Below are 19,834 nucleotides of genomic sequence, written 5' to 3'. Positions count from 1 at the left end.
CCGGCCGCGCAGCAGTCGGGCGGTTCCGCACCCGGCCGGACGTGGTCCTGGCCGACGAGGCCCACTCCTCCCGCCCCATCCGCGACCACCTCCGCAGACGCAGCATTAGGGCGGTCACCCCCGTCCCGTCCGACCGATGATCCGAACGAAACGTCCTAACCTCGGAGCATGATTACTTGCGTCGTTGAGTACGTGATCGACCCGGCGAAGATCGAGGCGTTCGAGCGGTTCGGGCGTCGCTGGATGGAGCTGGTGGACCAGCACGGCGGCACGCACCACGGCTACTTCCTGCCGGCGGAAGGCGCGAGCGACAAGGCTCTCGCCCTGTTCAGCTTCCCCAGCCTTGCTGCCTACGAGAAGTACCGGACACTCTTCGGCGCGGATCCGGAGTTCGTGGACGCCGACCGCATCAGGGACGAGAGCGGGTGCGTCCTGCGGTACGACCGCACCTTCATGCGCCCCCTCCTGCCCGGGTCCTCCTCATGACCCGGGTCGGCAAGCGGGCGGGCACGGAGATGTGCGCCGTGGTCGGCGGCTGAAACGGCGGGGCGCCGCTGGTCGTGTGGATCCACGCAGGCGCCTTCTGGTCGGGGGACCGCCGCCGCCTGCCGCACACCCTGTAGCCGGGCTCGGTGTTCGACGCACTGGCCGCAGCAGGGATCGCCGTCGCCACCATCGACTACCGCCTGTCGGGCGAGGCACGCTTCCCCGCCCTGCTGGAGGACGTGCTGTCGGTCCTCGCGTTCCTCCGGCGCGAACGCGGCCGGTGGGGACGCGGACTCGCCCGAGGGCCGGCTACTGGGAGCGAGGCTCGCCCAGGCGACCGACCCGGCGCGGGCCGCGAGCCCGGTGCGGCAAGTGACCGGTCCGGCCGCGCCCTTCCTGCTCGTGCACGGCTCGGCCGACGTGTTTGCGCCCGTCACCCAGAGCGAACAGCTGCACGCGCGGCTGCTCGACGCCGGCACGGATTCCCCTCTGGTGCGGGTGGAGGGGCGGGACACTGCTCCGAGGGCCACCCTGGCATCCCGCAGCTCGTCGCCGCACCGTCGCGTTCTTCGAGGACCACCTTCTGCCGTCGTGAGCGCCACCGGCGCACCGGACCCGCGGATCACGCGCTGATGTCCGGTGCGCCGGGTACGCACGATGCCGCCACCCCTCCAGGGGAGATCAGGTCGAATCCGGCACCGTCAGATCGCGCCCTGCGCGCGGTTGAGCAGCGCGAGGCCCAACGGGGTGGCGCTGTGCGGGACGCTGTTGTGATGCCGGGCGGTGCGGATCAGTCCTGCCTCATGCAGAACGGTGGCGTGCTCGCTGGCGCTTGCCGCGGCTGTACGGGTACTGGCGGCCAGCTCCTTCGGGCGGTATCAGCGACAGCACGTGTCGCGCGGGATCGGGCAGGTGGGCCAGGGCGTACCGCTGCCAGGCGTTGAGTCACCGACGTTCTCGTCCTGCTTCTGGCCGTCCATGTCCTGGCGGCCCACGTCCAGGACCGCGACGGGGCGAAGCGGCCGCTGGTGTGGCGACTACGAACACGGCCCTGCTCATTCCGAAACCATGATCCGCCGGGCCATGACCGACATGACAGTTCGCCCGCTCACCCGCGGACAGCCCGCTACCCGACCCGGCCCCAAACCCCTACGGAAAGTCCCCTGAACTGATCTCAAACGCGCTCTGAGCTTGTTCTTTATCTACCAGGATTTGCCCGGTCTACGGATGGCTCGACCTAGGTCGAAGGTCGGGGTGTTCGGCGGCGTTTGGAAGAACGACCATGGCCACGTGACGTCTCCTCCCTTTGATATTGATGTCTTCCTCGGTCAGCCGCTCACTGCGCGCATTGCTACCGATGGACCGAGTGTGCGGCCTGTGTGGTTTCTGTGGGAGGAGGGGGCCTTCTGGGTTCTGACCGGGCCGTGGGCCAGGCTGTTTCACCGGGTGAGCGCGGAAGCGCAAATCGCTCTTGTCGTGGATGTGTGTGACGTCGCGACGGGGCTTGTCCGCCAGGTCATCGCGCGTGGTCGGGCTGAACTTGTCCCCTTCGACGTCCCGCGTGGGCGCCGCAAGTTGGTCCGCTATCTGGGCACGGATGAGTCCCTCTGGGATTCACGCTTCGTCCGCTACCTGCATGATGATCCTGCTCAGCGCGGCACGATGTGGCTGCGGCTGACCCCTTCGTCCCTGACAGCCCACGACTTGAGCTATACGGTTGCTCGCTGAACTTGTGCTCTGTCTACCAGGATCTTCCGGGCTTGCCGATGGCCTTGAGGGTCTCGGGGCGTTTGGCGGTTTTTCCGACGTCGTAGCGGGGTGCCCGGTGTTTGTTCTTGGAGCCGGGTGGCCGTCCGGGGCCGGTGCCTCGGGGTTGGGGAACACGGGCCGGGCAGGCGAGGTGGGCGCGGATGTTCCTGCACCCCCGGCGGACCCGGGCCGGGGTGAGCCGGTCGGCGGCGGAGGGTTTCTCCCAGGGCCGGCGCAGGTCCGCGGCCAGCGGTCGCGCGAGGCGGAGCTGCGTGTGGGCGACGATCAGGATCCAGGTCCAGCGGTCCGCGGCCTCGGGCGTGCGGAGTTTCGGGGTGGTCCAGCCGAGGGTCTGCTTCGCGAAGCGGAACGTGTGCTCCAGGTCGAAACGGCGGAGAAACGCCTGCCAGAAGCGGTCCACGTCGTCCGGGGTGGCACCAGTCTTGGAGGACCATAACCACACCGGCGGGGCATCCCGCTCCTTCGATAGGTGCTCCACCTTTAACCGCATCAGCGTCCCCTCGACCAGCGGTAGTTCACCGTCATGGTCGAGCCAGGAGGAGCGGTGGGTGAGCCGGGGGTGGACCCGGTCCCACGCCTGGGTGACGGCCTTGCCGTAGTTGGCGGTGTCGGTAACCGTGATGATCGCGGGCTCGGGCCAGGTCTCCGGCTTGGTGAAGCGGAACTCCGGGCCGTGCTTGGGCGGCCGGCCGTTGACACCGTGCATCCGTGGTGACTTCGGCAGACGCATCACGCGGTCGGAACGGACTCGGCCGACCAGTTCGACCGGCAGGTCGCGCAGGACCCAGGCCAGGCGAGTGACGTCGTAGCCGGCGTCGCTGACGATCACGATATGCGGGTCCCCGGCCTGCCATTGGCCCGCGGCGATGAGTCGTTCAACCACTCCTCGGAGCTGGGCGGCAGTGACCGCGGTCGCGTCGTCCGCGGGCCCGAGCCGGACCGCGTCCAGGATTGCGGTCCAGGACGTAGCACCCGGCTCCAGCACGGCCACGAAGGAGTACGGCCAGCCCGGAATGAACTGCGAGGCCGTCTTCGCCCGTCCGTAGACGTGGCAGAACAGACGGTCCGCCGAGCACGGCGCGTCCGAGCGGAGCCACGGTGACACATCCACCGCCGGCACCAGGCGCCCGTCCTCGAACCGCGGCAGAGACAGTCCGGCCAGCACGTTACGCAGCCGGCCGACGTCGATCCGGCCGTGATCCAGACCTCCGTACATCGCTCCGTGCCCGCGACGATGTTCCGGCAGCAACGTCAGATCCACCGGGGACTTCACCGCACCTTCCGCACACAAGACGGCGTCGGACAGTTCGAACAACTCGTCGCGCCGAGCGCCCAGACACTCATAGAACTCGCCCCGGAAGCGTGACGCTTCCGCGAACGCCTCCCTCCGGACAGCATTAGGCAGCAGACTCATCCTCATGGCCTTCGTCTGGTCACGTGCACCTTGGTCGGAGCACATGATCAGACGAAGGCCGCCCCCACGTCCGGCGAACCCCCAGGTGAGCGACCCAGTACGAGACGGCGTTCGAGTCCGGAAGATAAAAAACAAGCTGAGCGACCACCCGCTGAGGCTGGTACACCTGGCTCACCGAGTTACCTGCGCGAGCCCAGTTCCCCGCGCGAAAGACAGGCGCCGATGTCTACGCCCCGGCACGCAGTCCGACGTCCTCCCGGTCCGCTCGAACCGGTCGACCCCGCCCCGCACCGGCCGTCGTATGGTGCGCCGCCGCGCCACCGGCATGACCGCCGACGCGGTCGCGGCCGCTCTGGACGACGCGCGCCTCTTCGCCCGGCAGGACTCCTGGCACGAGGACCTGGCCGACGACCCGCGCGACCCGCGCGGAGCTCCCGGAGCGGGAGCGCATCGAGCAGCTGCTGGCTGCGGCGGGCCGGGCACGGTCTACGACCCCGGCACGGATGATGCCGCCCAGGCGGAGCTGGCGGCCGCCGCCCGGCCGACCTGCGGGAGCAGGCATGTGATCGAGGCCCACGCGGATGAGCGATGCCCGGCGGCGCCGGGCGCCTACTCGCACAGGTCTCCAGGCCCCCGGCGCTGCCTACCTGGTCCGTCCACGCGGAGCGGTGAGCCGCGGCGCTGTACGGGCAGATGCAGCTCGCCCACCCGGGCGACGTGAACGACGGCCAGGAGCAGCAGGTGGTGCTTTCTCCGGAGCGGCTGGCGAGGCCTTGAGGATCTGCCGCGCCCGTTCGGGGAAGTCGCCCGTGAGTCGAGGAAGTCCAGGCTGAGGAAACGCCGGGGCGAGGCTGCGGTACCGCAACCCCGCCCCGGCTGCCAGAAGCCCCATTGAGGCCGGCGCCTCACGCAGCGGGCACGGTGCTGTGTTGCGCGAGTGCTCCAGCCCGACAAGCCGAGGAGCGATTCTCTCCGGCCACCACTTCCCGACGCAGCACGGCACTGGAAGGACAAGCACGATTCCAGCCGAGCTGACCAGGTATCAGCGGCGGAAATATCGCGAATGGCAACGGCAGGGCCGGAACTTACGATGAGGCCCGACCGTGCCTGGCGTTTCCGCTGTTACTGGCCTGCGATGCAGAATGCGTAGGTAGCACCTGCGGTGTACTGGATCGTGTCGCCCGGGTCCAGCTGACTGACCTCCGCGAACACCCCGGATCCCTTGTAAAGGAACACGGACAGCGCGGTGGTCGACCGGTTGCGCGCCTGGGTGAGATCGTCGGTGGCCTGGAAGTAGGCCGGGCCGTAGCTACAGGGGTAGAAAAAGGCCCCCGGGTCGATGTTCCTGATCGTGTTGTCGGTGAGCCAGAAGCACACGCGCGTGCTGTTGCAGGACTCGGCAGCCTGCGCCGGTGCTGTTGCAAGCATCCCGCTCACGCCTACCAGACCCGCCACCACACTCGACAGCACACCCAGCCGAACTTTACTCATCCCCCGAGTCTTGCTCTGTGCACGCCGGGACGACCCAGCGCCGGTGCGATTCATCACGAGATACCCCTCCCGAATTCTTCGCGATTGTGCGTCAGTTTCCCGCATTCATGGTGAATCACCTGTGCTTTTCGCGAGGTTATATGACCTGGGGCCATGCCTCTTGCGGTAGCCTACATGCAATCTGACTGTTTGTAACCTGTTTTTCGCGGTGCGGTGCGGGTTCCCGCCGCGTGGCGGTGTGTGCGCACCACGGTGGAGTCCACTGCGATGTCCCAGTCGATTGGGGGTGGTCCCGCCAAGGCCCGCACCGGCCATTGCCCACCGGCAGGAACGGCCGAAGCCGTTCCCACTCCGCGTCTGTCGGGTCGCCCCGACCCATACCCGGCCGACGACCAGACCATCGGATGGTCAGATGATCGATCGGGGCAGGCTCTCGTCATGTAAGAGCCGACGATGTGGAGAGTGGCGTGGGTGCTGTCAGCACCTGCGATGCCACCAGGCCAACCCCGGCTCTGCCGTCGGCTCGTGGTGCGTTCGCCCAAGGAGCACCGCGTCCAGGCGCTCGACCTGCACCCGCAGTTCCCCGGCGGTTCCCGGTGGAAGCATGAACAGTGCCTCTTGCGGCTGGTCCCGGGCCCAACCCTCCCCGCAGCACGTGCAGGTGAACTCAGCGTCGCCGGGGCGGTCGTGTTCTCGTATGTCGAGGCGGTGGTCGGTTCTGGATCGGTGAGCGGAACCGCCTGCGGGTCGAGCGGGCGGGCGTTGACGACGTCCTGGCGCGGCCGGTGGGAGTTGTGGTGCGCCTCGAACTCCCGTAGCGCGTCCGGCACGGTCGGACAGGCCGGTCGAAACTGCACGGCTGATCACCATTCCCTGGCCTCACCGTGCATGCCAGGGCCCCGTTACTTGAATTGGCACGGGACGTGTTGTCGGCGGTGAGGTGAGTGTCCCGGGACAGAAGTGTTTTGGGAGTCGTCGGCGCCCCATTCCGCCGAGCCGTGGAACCAGCAGGTGGCGGCATCAGCGTAGCTCGCAGGCGGGAAAGGTGGCGGTCGCAGATGTAGGTCGGGTCGGCGGGGTTGTTCAGCCGACCGACTCCGCTGAGGCCGCCGTTCTGCGAGGTGTCGGTGCAGACGCCGCTGTTCACGTTCATGTTCATCGATTTGAGCTCGTTCCAGGTCCGGCCGAGGATCCGCACGCCGGCCGCGATGCCGGCCGGGTAGTCCGTCGCGTGCTGGGTGTGGAGCGCGTCGGCGGTGATGACCGTGTCACGCCGCCCGCGACTGGCGACGACCCCTTTCCGTCATGGGTATCGCGCGCTGATGGAGAAGCGCGACTGAAGTGCTAGGTCCCGAAGGGCCGCCGCAGCTGTGGCTGGGCTTCTGGCCAAAAGACGGAGAGTGTCGGGCTTGAAGGCCGTTGCATCGATAGAATAAGCACCTTCAAACTGGCGGGAAGTGCAGGTGCGTCTACCCGAGGGGGAACGGTGAGTAGCTCCACCCCAGATCCTGGCGTCGGCGCTCGGCCCGATATGACACAGCAGGCCACGGGCGGAACGTCAGGTTCTCACTCGTCTCCTGGAGCGCCGGGCAGTGCGCCGCGGCTGCCGCGAGCTGAGGCGCGACGTTTCGGGTTGAGGATCTACACATGGAGCGCCTTAGGGGCTGCCGCAGGGATCGCGTCAGCGGTCACCGGGATCTACGTCCATTTGCACTCGCCTCAGCAGGTCCCGCGGTCATGGCCGTCGACAAGTCTGGCCCCCTCCCGTGCCGCAGTTTCCGCGGAGCCGGAATCCTCTCGTCACAGCGCGGATCTCGCCTTTATCCGACCGCCCGGTGATCTGATACCGCGCTGTGTGTCGGTACGGGGAACCGGGCACGCCCCCGCCGGGTACCGAACGTGGGTTGCCTTTCGCAGCGAGGACAACAATCAGTATTACATCGCAAACGTAATAGTAGATGCTGTCAATGCCGATGAGTGGAGAAGTGCGAAATCGATCGTCGGTGACGCCGCCAGTGTGCGCCGCAAATTTTTCTTCTACGCTTTCAATGCGCCCCTTGCCGACACCGCGGAACTCACCAAGCTCACTTACGGCACACCCGTGGCGGCGCTTCCCCGACACCGTAGTGGTGTGGCCACCATGGTGACCACACGCGACAACAGCGACACCGCCGCTTGCGTTTATTGAAGATGGCACGCACGGCGTCATGCCGACGGAAGACAGCCCAGGCTGCGCGGAACAGGGCCGCGCTCCGGCTCTGCCGGGCTTCACCACCCCGTTGGCCGGGAGACTCCGTGCTGCCGTGGTGCGGCCGACGGCCTGTGCGGGCCACGCCGAATCCCGTACCAACGAACGCGTTCGCTCCCTGCGGTCGCCTCGTGGCCGCCGACTGCGAGGTGCTCCACGACGGACAGCCGCCGACGTGGACGGTCCGTGGTGTCGCTGCGACAAGGCCGAGGCGGTCGTCGAAGATCGGTCTGACGGCCCTCGGCCTGGACGAGAGCGGGGAGATCCTCCGCGCCGGGCACCGCGACGGGCTACTGCGTACCCGCAGCACCGTCGCAGCGGTCCGGTGGGCGGTGGGCGGTGGGCGGTGAGCGGTAAGCGGTGGTGGGCGGAGGCGCCGAGGATTCGGATTCGGCGGCCGGCGTGCTCGATCACGGGGGAGAGGCGGAGCCGCGCCGCGGTCAGGATGACGGTCCTGAGGAAGTCGCAGGCCGGTAGGGCGTCGGCTTGGGAGGGGCAGAGCCCGGTGGCCGTCCCGGTGGCGGACGTCACGTCGATCGATGCGTGAGCATATACCTGCTCGTGCAAGTATTATGGGCGCAGGAACCAGCGGCCCCTTCCCCCCGGAGACCCCCCATGTCCAAGCTGTTCAAGCCGTACGCCCTTCGGTCGGTGACCGCGCGCAACCGCGTCTGGATGGCCTCGATGTGCCAGTACAGCGCCGCGCCCACGGGGGCGGACACCGGCGTCGCGAACGACTGGCACTTCACGCACCTCGCCTCGCGGGCGGCCGGCGGCACGGGCCTGATCCTCACCGAGGCCACCGCGGTGAGCCCCGAGGGCCGCATCACCCCCTACGACCTCGGCATCTGGAACGACACGCAGGTCGAGGCCTTCCGCCGGGTGACCGCCTTCCTCAAGGAGCAGGGCGCCGTCGCCGGCATCCAGCTCGCCCACGCCGGCCGCAAGGCGTCCACCGAGCGCACGTGGGTGGACCGCGGGGCGCCGATCCCGCCCGACGCGCCGCTCGGGTGGACGCCGGTCGGCCCGAGCCCTCTGCCCTTCACGCCGGCCTCGACCGTGCCCGAGGAGCTGACCGAGGACGGCATACGGGAGATCGTCGGACAGTTCGCCGCCGCCGCCCGCAGGGCGCTGGCCGCCGGCTTCCAGGCCGTCGAGATCCACGGCGCCCACGGCTACCTGCTGCACCAGTTCCTTTCCCCATACACCAACCGCCGCACCGACGCCTACGGCGGCTCCTTCGAGAACCGCACCCGCTTCCCGCTGGCGGTGGTCGAGGCGGTGCGCGCTGCCTGGCCGCAGGAGCTGCCGGTGCTCTACCGGATCTCGGCCACCGACTGGCTCAGCGAGAACGCGGACGACGACCGCGAGGGCTGGACCGGCGACGACACCGTGGCCTTCGCCAAGGAGCTGGCCGCCCGCGGGGTGGATCTGATGGACGTCTCGACCGGCGGCAACGCCCCCGACGCCCGCATCCCGGCGGCCCCCGGTTTCCAGGTGCCCTTCGCCGAGCGGGTACGCGAGGAGGCCGGCCTGCCGGTGGCCGCGGTCGGCCTGATCACCGGGGCGGCGCAGGCCGAGGACATCGTGGCCTCGGGCCGCGCCGACGCGGTGCTGCTGGCCCGCCAGTTGCTGCGCGACCCGTACTTCGCCCGGCACGCGGCGGAGGAGCTGGGCGCCGAGCCGTTCGTGCCGCAGCAGTACCACCGCTCGTAGGCCGCCGTCACTTCGCCGGGGTGCCGTCCTGCTTGGTGAAGTAGATACCCGAGTCGCACGTCGAGTCCGCGTAGTCGCTGATGCACAGCATGAGCTTGCCCGACTTCTTGCGGACGTCGACGTCGACCGAGCATGAGCTGCTCTGCCGTCCCCGGCCGGCGGGGAAGGCCAGCACCAGTTGCGTGCCCGAGCCCGCGGCCGGTGACGTCAGGCCGTGCTCGTCGTAGAACTCCCAGCCCCCGTCGTCCAGTTCGCCCGTGCAGTCGGGATAGGCGGACGCGTCGACCTTGAGCCCGGTGGCGGAGAAGGACTGCGGGGTCTTCTCGATCGTCAGCGCGGCCCCCTTCCCCGACGTCCAGGTGCCGGCCAGCCCGTCACCGTCGATCCTCGCCGACGAGCCCGAGTCGGAGCAGGCCGCCAGGAGGACGGCGCCCACGGCCAGCACGCAGGCGACCCGCACACGGGGGACACGCTTCACCGGATCACACTCTTCCCACTCGGCTACTTGATGTTGACGCATGCCAGCGGCAGCTGTTCCGTCCAGTCGAACGTGATGTTCTGCAGATGGCCGGGACCGCGGAGCCACGAGTCCCACCCTCGCGGAATGACATGGGTGAAGGAGTTCCAGTCCGCGGGATTCTCGATGTGGAAGTGGATTTTGATGATCCCGGGTGCCACGTCGCCGCCGGGGACGATGTTGGCATAGCCCTTGTAGCTGCCGAGGAATGACTTCGCCGAGTTCTTGTGGCCGAGGTGTCCCCTGGTGGTCGCGCCCAGCAGGTCCGAGGCCGCGCCGCGGATGTTGTTGAGCGCCCCGCGGGGGGTGTACCAGGGGTGGCCGGGATCGGGACCGGTGTCCCTGTAGTGGATGGCGACCTGCTCCTGCCGCGGGCCGACGAACGCGTCGATGCCCATGTTGATCAGCTGGTTCCGCGCCCGCACGATCGGGTCGTCCTCCGCCAGCACCTTGGTGAGCAGGTCACCGCCGTAGTAGTACTCGTCGCCCTCGAGACCCCACAGCCAGGCCACACCGGCGTCGAAGGCGTCGTTGTACTGGTGGGTGGCCCTGGAGTCGGGGATGATCCCGAGGATCGGGTCCAGGGGTGTCGTCCCCGCCGGTACGCACTTGCCGCCGCAGTCGCGTGCCGCGCGCTGCTCCTCGATCGTCGCCTCCGGGTTCTGGTTGACGGTGCTCGGCGAGCACTCGGTGTGCACGCAGTCGCCCATCTGGGTCGCCTCCGCGCTGCAGTCGGTGCTGCAGGTGTTGCCGTGCTCGTCGCACCCCTCGTGGCCGTTGCGGCAGGTGTACGTCCCCGTGGGGTCGCTGTAGGTGGTGGGGTTGTCGGCGCTGTAGGCGTAGCCGCCGATGGTCTGCGGCTGGTCGAGGGTCAGGAGCGGGTCGACGCTGATGAAGCGGCCGGTGGTGGGGTCGTAGTCGCGGGCGCCGATGTGGGTGAAGCCGGTGGTGGGGTCGGTGTCGCCGCCCACGAAGCCCTTCTGGCCGGGCCAGAGGGCGGGGGCGGTGCCGCGGGCGGCGCCGTAGGGCAGCGTCTTGCGGCGGTTGAAGGCGAGGTTGGCGGCGCTGACGGACAGGGTGTCGGTGCCGTGCGGGTCGGCGACGAGCAGGCGGACCTTGCCGTCGGAGCTGGTGCGGACGGCGGTGCCGCCGGGGACGCTGTAGTAGCGGGTGCCGGTGACCGTGCCGGTGGCTTTGGTGAGGACGAGTTCCTGGCCGCCGGGGAGGTAGAGCGTGGTCGCGGTGGGCTCGCGCTTGACCAGGCGGGTGCCCGCGGTGTCGTAGAGGAAGCTGGTGGTTCCGGCTCCTGCGGTGGTGGAGGTGGCGAGGCTGCCCTCGGGGGTCCAGGTGAGGTCCTGTGCCGGGCCTGCCGAGGGTGCCTGCTGGGTGAGGTGGCCCGCGGCGTCGTACTGGTAGCCGGTGGCCGTGGTGGTGCCCGCGCTGGTGGTGGTGACGGTGCGGACCGCGTGCGGCTGGGCGGCGCCCGAGGTGGTCGGGTACGCGTAGGCGCTGGTCGCGTCGGCGGTGACCGGGCCTGCCTTGTGCCGGGTCTCGACCGCCCGGTCGTTGCTGTCGGTGAAGGTCCAGTTGGTCCAGTACGGGTCCGTGGTGCCGAGGTTGGGGGTGCCGGTGCCGTTGGCGGACTTCGTGGTGCAGCCGTCGCCGGTGGTCCAGGCGTCGGTGAGGCGGCGCGCCCAGTCGTAGGCGTAGCACTGGTCGTCCACGACGGTGCCGTCGTTCTGGTCGTCGCGGACGCGGGTGAGGTTGCCCGCGGTGTCGTAGGTGTACTTGATGTCGGACAGCGTCTGCGGTCCTGACGTCTCGCGGTCCACGACGCTGGTGGCCAGCCGGCGGGTGACCGTCTCGTAGGTGAGGGTCTGGACGACGAGGGTGCCGAGGTTGCCCAGTTGGGCCTGGGCGAGTTCGCCGAACTCGGTGTAGCTGGCGCCGCGCAGGTAGGCCTGGTTGAGATCGCTGTCGACGAGGGCGAGCTGGTCCTGGGCGCCGTAGTGGTCGGTGACGGTCTCGGCGGGCAGGGCGGTGCCGGCGTTGGTGTTGCCGGTGCTGAACGCGGTCGTCAGGGGCAGGCCGTTGACGGGGGTGCTGGTGGTGGCCGTCGTGTAGGTGCCGGCGAGTTTCTCCTCGCCCGCCACGGACGGGACGGTCAGTGTGCTGCCGGTGGCCTGGCCCGCGGTGTCGTAGCCGGTGACCGTGGTGGTGTAGGCCGCGGCCGGTGTGACGCCTGTGTCGTAGCGGGTGGTCGTGGCCGTCAGCCCGAGTCCGTGAGGTGCGGTGTCGTAGGTCCACTCGGCGAGCTTGGGGCCGGTGGCGCTGCCGGTGCGCAGGCTGGTCTGGCGGCCGAGGACGTCGTAGGTGCGGGCCAGGGTGATGCCGCGGGCGTCGGTGGTGGTGGCCACCCGGCCGTCGGTGCCGTAAGTGGTGCTGGAGGCGCCCGCGTCGGGGTCGCCGGCGGCGGTCTGGCGTCCGCGCAGGTCGAAGGTGTACGTCCAGGTGTTCCGGCCGGAGTTGTCGGTGACCTTGGTCAGCCGGTCGGCGCTGTCGTAGGCGTAGACGGTCCGCTCGTACTGGCTGCGGGCGGCGCCGATGACCGGGTTGCGGTCCTTGTACTCGCGCCGCTCGACGGTGCGGCCGTGGATGTCGTCGATCGCGAGGGTCGGGGTGTCGCCCGCGACGGGCAGGGTCGCCGTCCATGTGTCGCCGTACGTGGTGGTGGTGCGCCACTTCTCGACGTTCAGCGACAGCGTGACGACGGCGGTGGGACGGCCGCGGCCGTCGTAGTCGGTCCGGGTGGCGCTGGGCACCTGGTTGTCGGGGACGGTGTACATCACGCTGCTGACCGCGCTGCTGTTGTAGTACGCGTTGTTCGTCCGGTAGCCGCGGCCCAGGGTGTCGTAGAAGGTGTCGGTGATCGTCCTGCCGGTGATCCCGATCGCGTCCGCCTGCGTCTGGCGGGGGCGCAGCAGGGAGTCGTACCACGTGGTCGAGGTGCCCCACGTGCCGTTCTCGTAGCGCCGCTTGGTCGTCACGGCCGTGGGCACCGTGTTGGACAGGGCGTAGGTGTACGTGACGTTGGGGTCGGCGCTCGTGGCGCGCCCCGGGCTCCAGCCCTTGGTGACGCGGCCGAGACTGTCGTACTGCAGGGTCGTGGTGTTCCCGTTGGCGTCGGTCGTGGTCAGCGGCAGCCCGCGCAGCCCGTCCTGGACGGTGACGGTCCGGTGGTGCGCCGGGTCGGTGACGGTGACCGAGGTGGGCTGGGCGCCGGTCGACGGGGAGTAGACGGTGGTGGTGGCCTGCCCGTCCTGGCCGCTCGCCGACACCGCCCGCCCGTAGGAGTCGTAGTCCGACTGCGAGACGGTGTCCCAGGTGAGGGTGTGCGCGCCGTCCAGGGCCGCCGCCTGCTCGACCCTGACGCTGTCCGCCTTGCCCGGGTCGGGCGCCTCGCCGAGCGCCTTGCCGTCGTAGTACGTGCGGGTGCTGCCGGTGACGTCGTCACCGTAGAGGAAGTGGTCGCAGCTGTCGGCGCTGAGCGTGGTGGACTCGGCCGCGTAGGAGATCAGCCAGTTGGTCGTGTCCGGGGTGACGTAACTGGTGTGGGTGCAGCGGCTGTCGTCCGGGTCGGCCGGGTCGCCTGCGTCGGCCTCCGCGGTGAGCAGGCCGTAGACCGGGTCGTAGGTGCGGCTGACGACCTCGTCGCGCCAGGTGCCGTCGTCCATGAGCGTGCCGGAGGTCTCGGTGGCGGTCCCGGAGAAGTGCGCGGTCCTCGCCGGGAGGGACGGGCCCGGGACGGTGGGCTTGTCCGGGTCGGTGATGCCGGTGACGGACTGCGTGGCGGTGGCGTCGGACTGCCAGGGGACGTACGTGGTCCTGGCGACGACCTTGCCGTTCTCCTTGTCGTAGGTGCGGGTCTGGGCCGGGCGGCCGGCGAAGTCCTCGCGGTCGGGCACCCCGTTGACGAACATCTGCGGGCGCGGGCTGCCGTCGGCCATGGTGTCGCCGTACATGCCGGTGAAGTAACTGGTCTCGCTCTGCGTGCGGTTGGCGGCACCGACCAGGGTGCGTACCGTGCTGTAGCCGCGGTAGTCGCTCCAGGTGCGCTGCTTGTCCACGGTGAACTCGCCGGTGTCGCGCCGCCAGTTCGGCCCGCCGCTGTACTGGTAGGTGGTGGTCTTGGAGGCCGAGCCGCTGCCGGCGGTGGTGTCGTCCTCGACGACCTGCGTGACGACGTACTTGTGGAACCAGTCCTTGACCGGGTCGACCGCCCCGTCGGGTGTCCACCACACGGGGTAGCAGCGCCGGTTGTTGGTGTCCTGCGCGGTGGGCAGCGAGGCCGGTGTGCAGTCGGCGGGGCTGTAGGTGACCAGGGTCTGCCCGCCGGTCTCGTTGGTGATCTTCGTCAGCCGGTACTTGTACAGCGGCGGCCGGCCCTCGGCCGCGTTGACCCGGTTGGCCATCGGGACACCGTCGTTGCCGAAGGTCGTCTTGGGCATCGTGATGTCGGCCAGCGCCCCGGCCTTGGCGGTGTGCTGGATGGAGTCCAGCCACAGGGTGGGGCTCGAGGTGTCGCCGGTCGGCGGGAAGGACTGGCTCAGGGTCCAGGTGTCGACCGGCGTCATCGTGCTGCCGGACAGCGCGAAGGTGTTGATGTCGGTCAGCCGCTTGCGGGACCAGAACGTCGGGCTGCTCTGAAGGCAGCTGGTGGTGGTGGCTGTGCAGTCCAGGTCCACGGGCACGTCGGGCCAGTTGGCGGCATGGTCGTGGTCGAAGGTGGTGCACGAGGCCAGGCACCGCTCGGCGACGCCGAAGGTGACGCGGCCCGCGGGGTTCGCCGTGCTGGGGACGGTACCGGCGCGCAGCCCGTAGTCGATGTGGTTGAGGTAGCCGCCCCGGGTGTACTTCACCGGCTTGTCGGCCTTCATGTTCTCGGCGTAGTAGCCGGATTCCTTGGTGTAGTACATCGCCATGGCGTTGCCGTGCGGGTCGACCACGTAGTCGAGATTCCAGCGCCAGGCCTGGTTGGCGGCCGAGGACGCGAAGCTGGAGGCGTGGCCGGGCTCGCCGGTGTTGTTGCCGAAGACGGGGACGGTGAAGACGGAGTTGGTCTCGGCGTCGCCGTCGCTCCAGCCCGGCAGCCGGTTCTTCCCGAACCAGTACTGTGTGCCGTCCTTGGTCGTCACCCGCCAGTACTCGTCGTCGTCATCTCCCGCGCCCGCCGCCGCGTTGGGGGTGGGGCTGAAGATCTGCTCGACGCGGGAGCCGTCGTCGGTGGCGATCCGCCACACCTTCTTGCCCGCGTCCCACACCAGGGCGCTCGCGGACCCGTTGAGCGACAGCGTCGCGTTCTGCGACTTCCAGCACAGGTCGCCGACCTTCGCGGTGTTGTTGCCGCCCTGTTTGTCGTTCTCGCACGAGGCGTAGCTGCGCTCGATGAAGCCCTGGGAGTAGTCCCAGCCCTCACCGATCCAGGAGGACTGGTTGTTGGTCGAGGCAGTACGGCCGTCGACGCCCGACGAGTTGTACGTCAGCTCCATCTTGGGCGCGAGCCCTCCGGGCACCGGCGGGGCGGTCAGCGGCACGCTCCAGGCGAACCCGCCCGAGTTGCCGCCCACCGACCAGGAGCCGGCCGGGGCGAGCGAGGTGGCCTTGAAGGAGCCGTCGGACCCGCTGTCGCCCGCGGTGGCGGCCAGTACGGTGGCGCCGGCCTGTCGCGCGTCGGGCAGGCTCAGCGTCGCGGTCAGCGTGTGGGAGGCGGTGTCGTTGGCGGTGGGCAGCGCGGTGGCGGTACGGCAGTCCGCCGCGCCCGGGGTGGTCAGGGCGCAGGGCGGCAGGACCACCAGGTGCAGGCGCGAGGACCAGTCGGCACCGTAGGCGTCGCGGAAGGACGAGTAGTCGACCTGCACCTGGGTGGGAACCGCGACGGGTGCGCTGTCGGTCCGCGCGATCGAGACCACGATCCCGTCGACGCCGGCCCGCTCGGCCGTGGCGCGGTCCGCCACGGACACGCGGGCACGGGCCGCCGGTCCTGCCGTGTTCTGTGCCGGGTCCCGCGTCGTGTTCTGCTTCTGCGCGGTCCCGGCCGCGACGGTGCCGCGTTCGAGCCGGACCGGGAGGGTGCCGGCCGCGGTGGGCGGCGGCGGCGCCGTGCCGCTCCGCGCGCCGGGCAGATCGACGTCCGCCTGGCCCGCGGACGGCCAGCGCACGGTGCCCGGGGACCAGTTGTGCACGGCGGGCGCCGCCTGCTTCTTCTGGACCGGCAGATCGGCGCCGCTGACGGAGGTGGCTTTCTGCGCGGCGCGCACCGAGAAACCGGGTGCGGCGGCCGCCCAGGCCGGCGCGGCGAGCAGGGAAATCGCCAACGCCGACGAAAGAGCAGCGGCCGTGAACCCGCGGCGGCTTTTCCACCGCACACGAAGCCCTACCCGAGAGGGGAACAGGCCAAAACAACGCCGACTCGAAGTCACGCCCCACCCCAAGAAAACCTAAGCCGCGAGTAAAGTCATGCGGATCCAACCCGACCCGTCGGCCGTGCACAAGCCTTTTTCGGGGATTGACGTAATTACGCCTTCCGCCCGTCCGCACGAGCGCGGGGAACGGCGCAATCTCCTTCAAGGGTCGCGATTACCTGTCAACCTCCCCCAAGGTGCCGCAAAGGACCCGCCCCACCAGGCGTGATTCGGACTTGCGTATTCCACTTTCCGTGCCTCGGCGGGCATCCGCAAGCCCGGTTTCACAGAACTCCTAGGTGAAAAGACAGCCCGTCGAATAGCCTGCCCCGGACCTGTGCACTGACCACGAAGGACTTTCCATGCCACGTTCAGGCAACCTGCCCCGGAAAAGACGCCGCTACGGTGCGCTGCTTCTCGCTCTGGTACTTCCCGCGGCTGGAGCGACCGCCTTGTCGGCCGGCGCTTCGGCGGCGGCCGCAGAAGCCGCACCTTCGCAGTCCCAGAGCGCGGAATACGACTCGGAGGCATTCGCCGAGGCCGCTTCCACCGGGCACCGGGTCGAGGTCGTGGAGCGCAGGGAGGAGTCGGCGGAGGTCTTCGCCAACCCGGACGGTTCCCTGACGCGCCGTCAGTATTCGACGCCGGTCTGGTCGGAACTCGGCGGGACCTGGCGCAGGGCCGACCCCACCCTGGTCGACCGCGGCGACGGGACCGTCGGCCCGGCCTCCCCGGTCTTCGGCATCGCCTTCTCCGGCGGCGGAAGCGGCCCCCTGGCCACCATGACCAAGGGCGGCAAGCAGCTCTCCCTGACGTGGCCGACGGCGCTGCCCGCGCCCGTGCTGGACGGCAGCACCGCCGTCTACCCCGCGGTGCTGCCCGACGTGGACCTGAGGGTCGTCGCGGAGGTCGACGGCTTCTCCGAGCAGCTCATCGTCAACACCCCGGCGGCAGCCGCCGACCCGGCCGTCAGAAGCATCAAGCTCGGCGTCTCCACCCGAGGCGTCACCCTGGACGACGACGAGGGCGACAACCTCGTCGCCAAGGACTCCGACGGCACCACCGTCTTCAGCGCCGCACACCCGAGGATGTGGCAGGCCCCGGCGGATCCGGCAGGCCCGGCGGCCCGCACGTCAGCCCCCCGGGACCTGGCCGGGGCAGCACCGCAGGCCGCCCCGCAGAACACCGAGAGCGCCGCGGTCGCCGCCGATGTCACCGGCAGCACCCTCACGCTCACCCCCGACCCGGCCGCCCTGTCGCAGGCGACCCGCTTCCCGCTGGTCATCGACCCGCCCTTCACCGGCGGCCACGTCGAGAAGTGGGCGGTGGTCTACTCCGCCTACCCCACCGAGGACTACCCCAACGGCTCGGGCTGGCACTCCGACAACCCGGCCGACGAGCCCCGCGTCGGCTACAACGGGTCAGGAGCCACCCGCTCCTTCTTCGCCATGAACACCAACGGGCTGGAAGGCGCCACCGTCACCGACGCCACCTTCTCGGTCACCGAGACCCACTCCTGGGGATGCGACCCGGCGGCTGCCGGTGCCACCGAGCTGTGGTCCTCCGGCGGCATCACCACCACCCCGACCTGGAACACCAGCGCCTCGCTGCTGGCCGCCAAGCTGGACTCGGACTCCTTCGCCCACAGCAACCCCACCTACTGCCCCGGCAACCAGGGCCACGACTTCCGCAGCACCGCGCTGACCGACTACGTCAAGCAGGCCGCGGCCAACAGCTGGGGCACCCTCGTGCTGGCGCTCAAGGCCGCGGACGGCTACGAGTACAACCAGAACAGCTTCAAGCGGTTCAAGAACAACCCGGCCCTCGAGGTCACCTACAACTACGCGCCCACCCTGGACTCGGTGGCGGCGTACGAGGGCAGCTGGAACCCGGCGGGCGACGGCAACAAGAAGATCGGCTGCGGCGGGATCATCGGCAACAGCGGGATCGCCCTGACCACCAAGGTCACCGACAAGGACGGCGGCAAGGTCACCACCGACTTCCAGGTCACCAGCGACGCCACCGGCGCGAAGGTGAACTTCAGCCCGCACTCCGACACCGTCTCCAGCGGCCAGACCGCGTCGGTCACCGTCCCGTCCGGCTCCCTGCCCAGCGGCACCTACCACTGGTTCCCCAACGTCACCGACGACGAGGGCACACCGGCCACCTTCTTCTTCAACTGCACCTTCACCGTCGACCGCCAGGGCCCCACCGCCACGGTCACCGTCACCACCGCCGACGGCGCCGACCCGGCCACCGCGAAGACCCCGGCACGCACCGCCCGGCAGCTCAAGCTGAGCAACCCCGCAAGCGACCTGGCCGGCTTCTGCTACCTCCTGGACCGCCCGCTGTCGGTGTCCGGCACCCGCTGCTCCAACGGCATCTGGGCGGCGGCCGACAGCAACCACACCGCGACCGTCACCGTCACCCCCACCGGCTGGCCGGCGAGCACCCTGCACGTCATCGCCTACGACCTGGCCGGCAACCACTCCCCTTACGACGGCGCCGCAGGAAGCCCCGGCGACACCGTCAGTCTGCCGACCCAGACCCCCGAGCACGTCTACGCGGCCCCCGGGAGCCCCGACACCGGACTGGCCACGGCCGACCTGCCCGGCGACCTGACCGGCGACGGCTACACCGACTTCGTCGCGAGCGACACCGACGGCAAGCTCCGTCTCTACGCGGGCGACGGCACCGGCAGGGTCGCCGCGGCCAGGACCGTCGGCAACGCGGGCTGGACCGGCGCGCTGGTCGCCCACCGCGGGGACTTCGCCGGCTTCACCAGCCCCACCGCGGCCCCCGACGGCTACGAGGACTTCGTCGTCCGCCTCGGCGACGGCAACCTCTACCTCTACCCCGGCGACGGCCTGGGGCAGCCGATGTACTCCACCCGCACGCAGTTGCCCGACCGTATCGGCGGCAGCTGGGCGAACGTCCTCCAGCTGATCGCCCCGGGGAACATCGACCAGAACCCGGGCGACGACCTCGTCACCATCGAGTGCACCGACGGCACCCGGCCCTGCACCCAGGCGAAGCTCTTCCTCTACAGCGGCACCCAGGCCGCCGGCGGCGGCCCCGTCCAGGGGCGGCCGTTCGACACCACTCCCACCGAGATCGGCAGCGGCGGCTGGCAGGGCTACACCGACCTCGCCGTCGGCGACCAGAACGGGGACGGCGTCGGCGACCTCGTCGCCCGCAGCCCCTCGACCGGCCAGCTCTTCCTCTACCCGGGCCGGGTGACCACGAACGCCGACGGCACCCACGGCTACGCCCTCGGCACCCGCGTCCTGTACGGCGACCCCGGCTGGGACCCGGCCAACCGACCGCTGCTCACCTCGCCCGGCAACGTCCAGGGCACGGTGATCAGCGGCACCGTCGACGAGGACGGCACCCCCGTCGCCTACAAGCAGTTCCAGCCCACCGCCGGCAGCGAATACGGCGACTTCTGGGCCACCACACCGGCCGGCTCCACGGCCACCGTCTCCTACGTGGACGACGCCGGCGCCAGTCAGACCACCACCTGCCCCTCCGGCTGCCTGCTGTTCTACCCGGGCGGTCCGACCTGGCACCGCACACCGCACCTCGTCGGCACCAGCGGATGGAGCAGCGTCATCACCGGCATCTTCTAGCCCGCCTCCCGCGGTCCCGCCCACCGGCCCAGGCGCCGGGGACCAGGACCGCGGGCCTGCGGCGCGGGACGGCCGGGGGCCTCGGAAACGTCAGGTGACGGT

General features: G+C 69.9%; 9 protein-coding genes and 3 pseudogenes. 8 read left to right on the top strand and 4 right to left on the bottom strand.

The features are described from left to right. Positions 1 to 5 precede the first annotated feature (5 nt). The 5 genes and pseudogenes from ACWERV_RS13190 to ACWERV_RS13170 all read left to right on the top strand — a co-directional run. Positions 6 to 137 (top strand): annotated as a pseudogene (locus ACWERV_RS13190) (IS5/IS1182 family transposase); the annotation flags it as partial. A 31-nt stretch (positions 138 to 168) separates the two neighbouring features. Beyond that, positions 169 to 486 (top strand): NIPSNAP family protein, encoded by a 318-nt coding sequence (locus ACWERV_RS13185; protein ID WP_452932290.1) that lies wholly within the window; start codon positions 169 to 171, stop codon positions 484 to 486. Positions 487 to 632: 146 nt separating this feature from the next. Then, positions 633 to 746: pseudogene (locus tag ACWERV_RS13180) on the top strand (alpha/beta hydrolase); the annotation flags it as partial. 31 nt (positions 747 to 777) lie between these two features. Further along, positions 778 to 1,119, top strand: a pseudogene (locus ACWERV_RS13175) (hypothetical protein); the annotation flags it as partial. A gap of 657 nt (positions 1,120 to 1,776) precedes the next feature. Continuing rightward, positions 1,777 to 2,214, top strand: a complete 438-nt coding sequence (locus ACWERV_RS13170) for a pyridoxamine 5'-phosphate oxidase family protein (RefSeq protein WP_452932288.1) — start codon at positions 1,777 to 1,779, stop codon at positions 2,212 to 2,214. A 13-nt stretch (positions 2,215 to 2,227) separates the two neighbouring features. On the opposite strand, the gene ACWERV_RS13165 is transcribed toward ACWERV_RS13170, so the two are convergent. After that, positions 2,228 to 3,670 (bottom strand): NF041680 family putative transposase, encoded by a 1,443-nt coding sequence (locus ACWERV_RS13165; RefSeq protein ID WP_452932285.1) that lies wholly within the window; start codon positions 3,668 to 3,670, stop codon positions 2,228 to 2,230. A gap of 1,122 nt (positions 3,671 to 4,792) precedes the next feature. Further along, entirely contained in the window at positions 4,793 to 5,161 is a 369-nt protein-coding gene (locus tag ACWERV_RS13160) for a hypothetical protein (RefSeq protein WP_452932282.1), read from the bottom strand. A 1,855-nt stretch (positions 5,162 to 7,016) separates the two neighbouring features. Between ACWERV_RS13160 and ACWERV_RS13155 the strand changes: the two genes are divergently transcribed. Then, complete coding sequence (locus ACWERV_RS13155) at positions 7,017 to 7,349, top strand: hypothetical protein (protein ID WP_452932279.1); 333 nt, start codon at positions 7,017 to 7,019, stop codon at positions 7,347 to 7,349. Between the two features lie 675 nt (positions 7,350 to 8,024). Continuing rightward, positions 8,025 to 9,125: an NADH:flavin oxidoreductase/NADH oxidase gene (locus tag ACWERV_RS13150; protein WP_452932276.1), complete on the top strand. Its 1,101-nt coding sequence runs from the start codon at positions 8,025 to 8,027 to the stop codon at positions 9,123 to 9,125. A 7-nt stretch (positions 9,126 to 9,132) separates the two neighbouring features. Here ACWERV_RS13150 and ACWERV_RS13145 read toward each other — a convergent pair whose 3' ends face one another. Further along, on the bottom strand, positions 9,133 to 9,603 hold the full coding sequence (locus tag ACWERV_RS13145; RefSeq protein WP_452932273.1) for a hypothetical protein: 471 nt from the start codon (positions 9,601 to 9,603) through the stop codon (positions 9,133 to 9,135). Between the two features lie 23 nt (positions 9,604 to 9,626). Beyond that, positions 9,627 to 16,016 carry an RHS repeat-associated core domain-containing protein gene (locus ACWERV_RS13140; RefSeq protein ID WP_452932271.1) on the bottom strand — a complete coding sequence of 2,130 codons (6,390 nt, stop codon included), beginning with the start codon at positions 16,014 to 16,016 and terminating at the stop codon, positions 9,627 to 9,629. A gap of 539 nt (positions 16,017 to 16,555) precedes the next feature. On the opposite strand from ACWERV_RS13140, the gene ACWERV_RS13135 reads away from it, so the two are divergent. Further along, positions 16,556 to 19,732, top strand: a complete 3,177-nt coding sequence (locus tag ACWERV_RS13135; RefSeq protein WP_452932268.1) for a hypothetical protein — start codon at positions 16,556 to 16,558, stop codon at positions 19,730 to 19,732. The last annotated feature ends 102 nt before the right edge of the window (positions 19,733 to 19,834 follow it).

The sequence above is a fragment of the Streptomyces sp. NPDC004031 genome, from assembly GCF_053604375.1.
This window is presented reverse-complemented; position numbering and strand designations above follow the sequence as displayed.

Excerpts from the sequence above, each read along its gene's own strand:
- ACWERV_RS13185 (WP_452932290.1), top strand. The coding sequence starts at position 169 with ATGATTACTTGCGTCGTTGAGTACGTGATCGACCCGGCGAAGATCGAG.
- ACWERV_RS13165 (WP_452932285.1), bottom strand. The coding sequence starts at position 3,670 with ATGAGTCTGCTGCCTAATGCTGTCCGGAGGGAGGCGTTCGCGGAAGCG.
- ACWERV_RS13160 (WP_452932282.1), bottom strand. The coding sequence starts at position 5,161 with ATGAGTAAAGTTCGGCTGGGTGTGCTGTCGAGTGTGGTGGCGGGTCTG.
- ACWERV_RS13150 (WP_452932276.1), top strand. The coding sequence starts at position 8,025 with ATGTCCAAGCTGTTCAAGCCGTACGCCCTTCGGTCGGTGACCGCGCGC.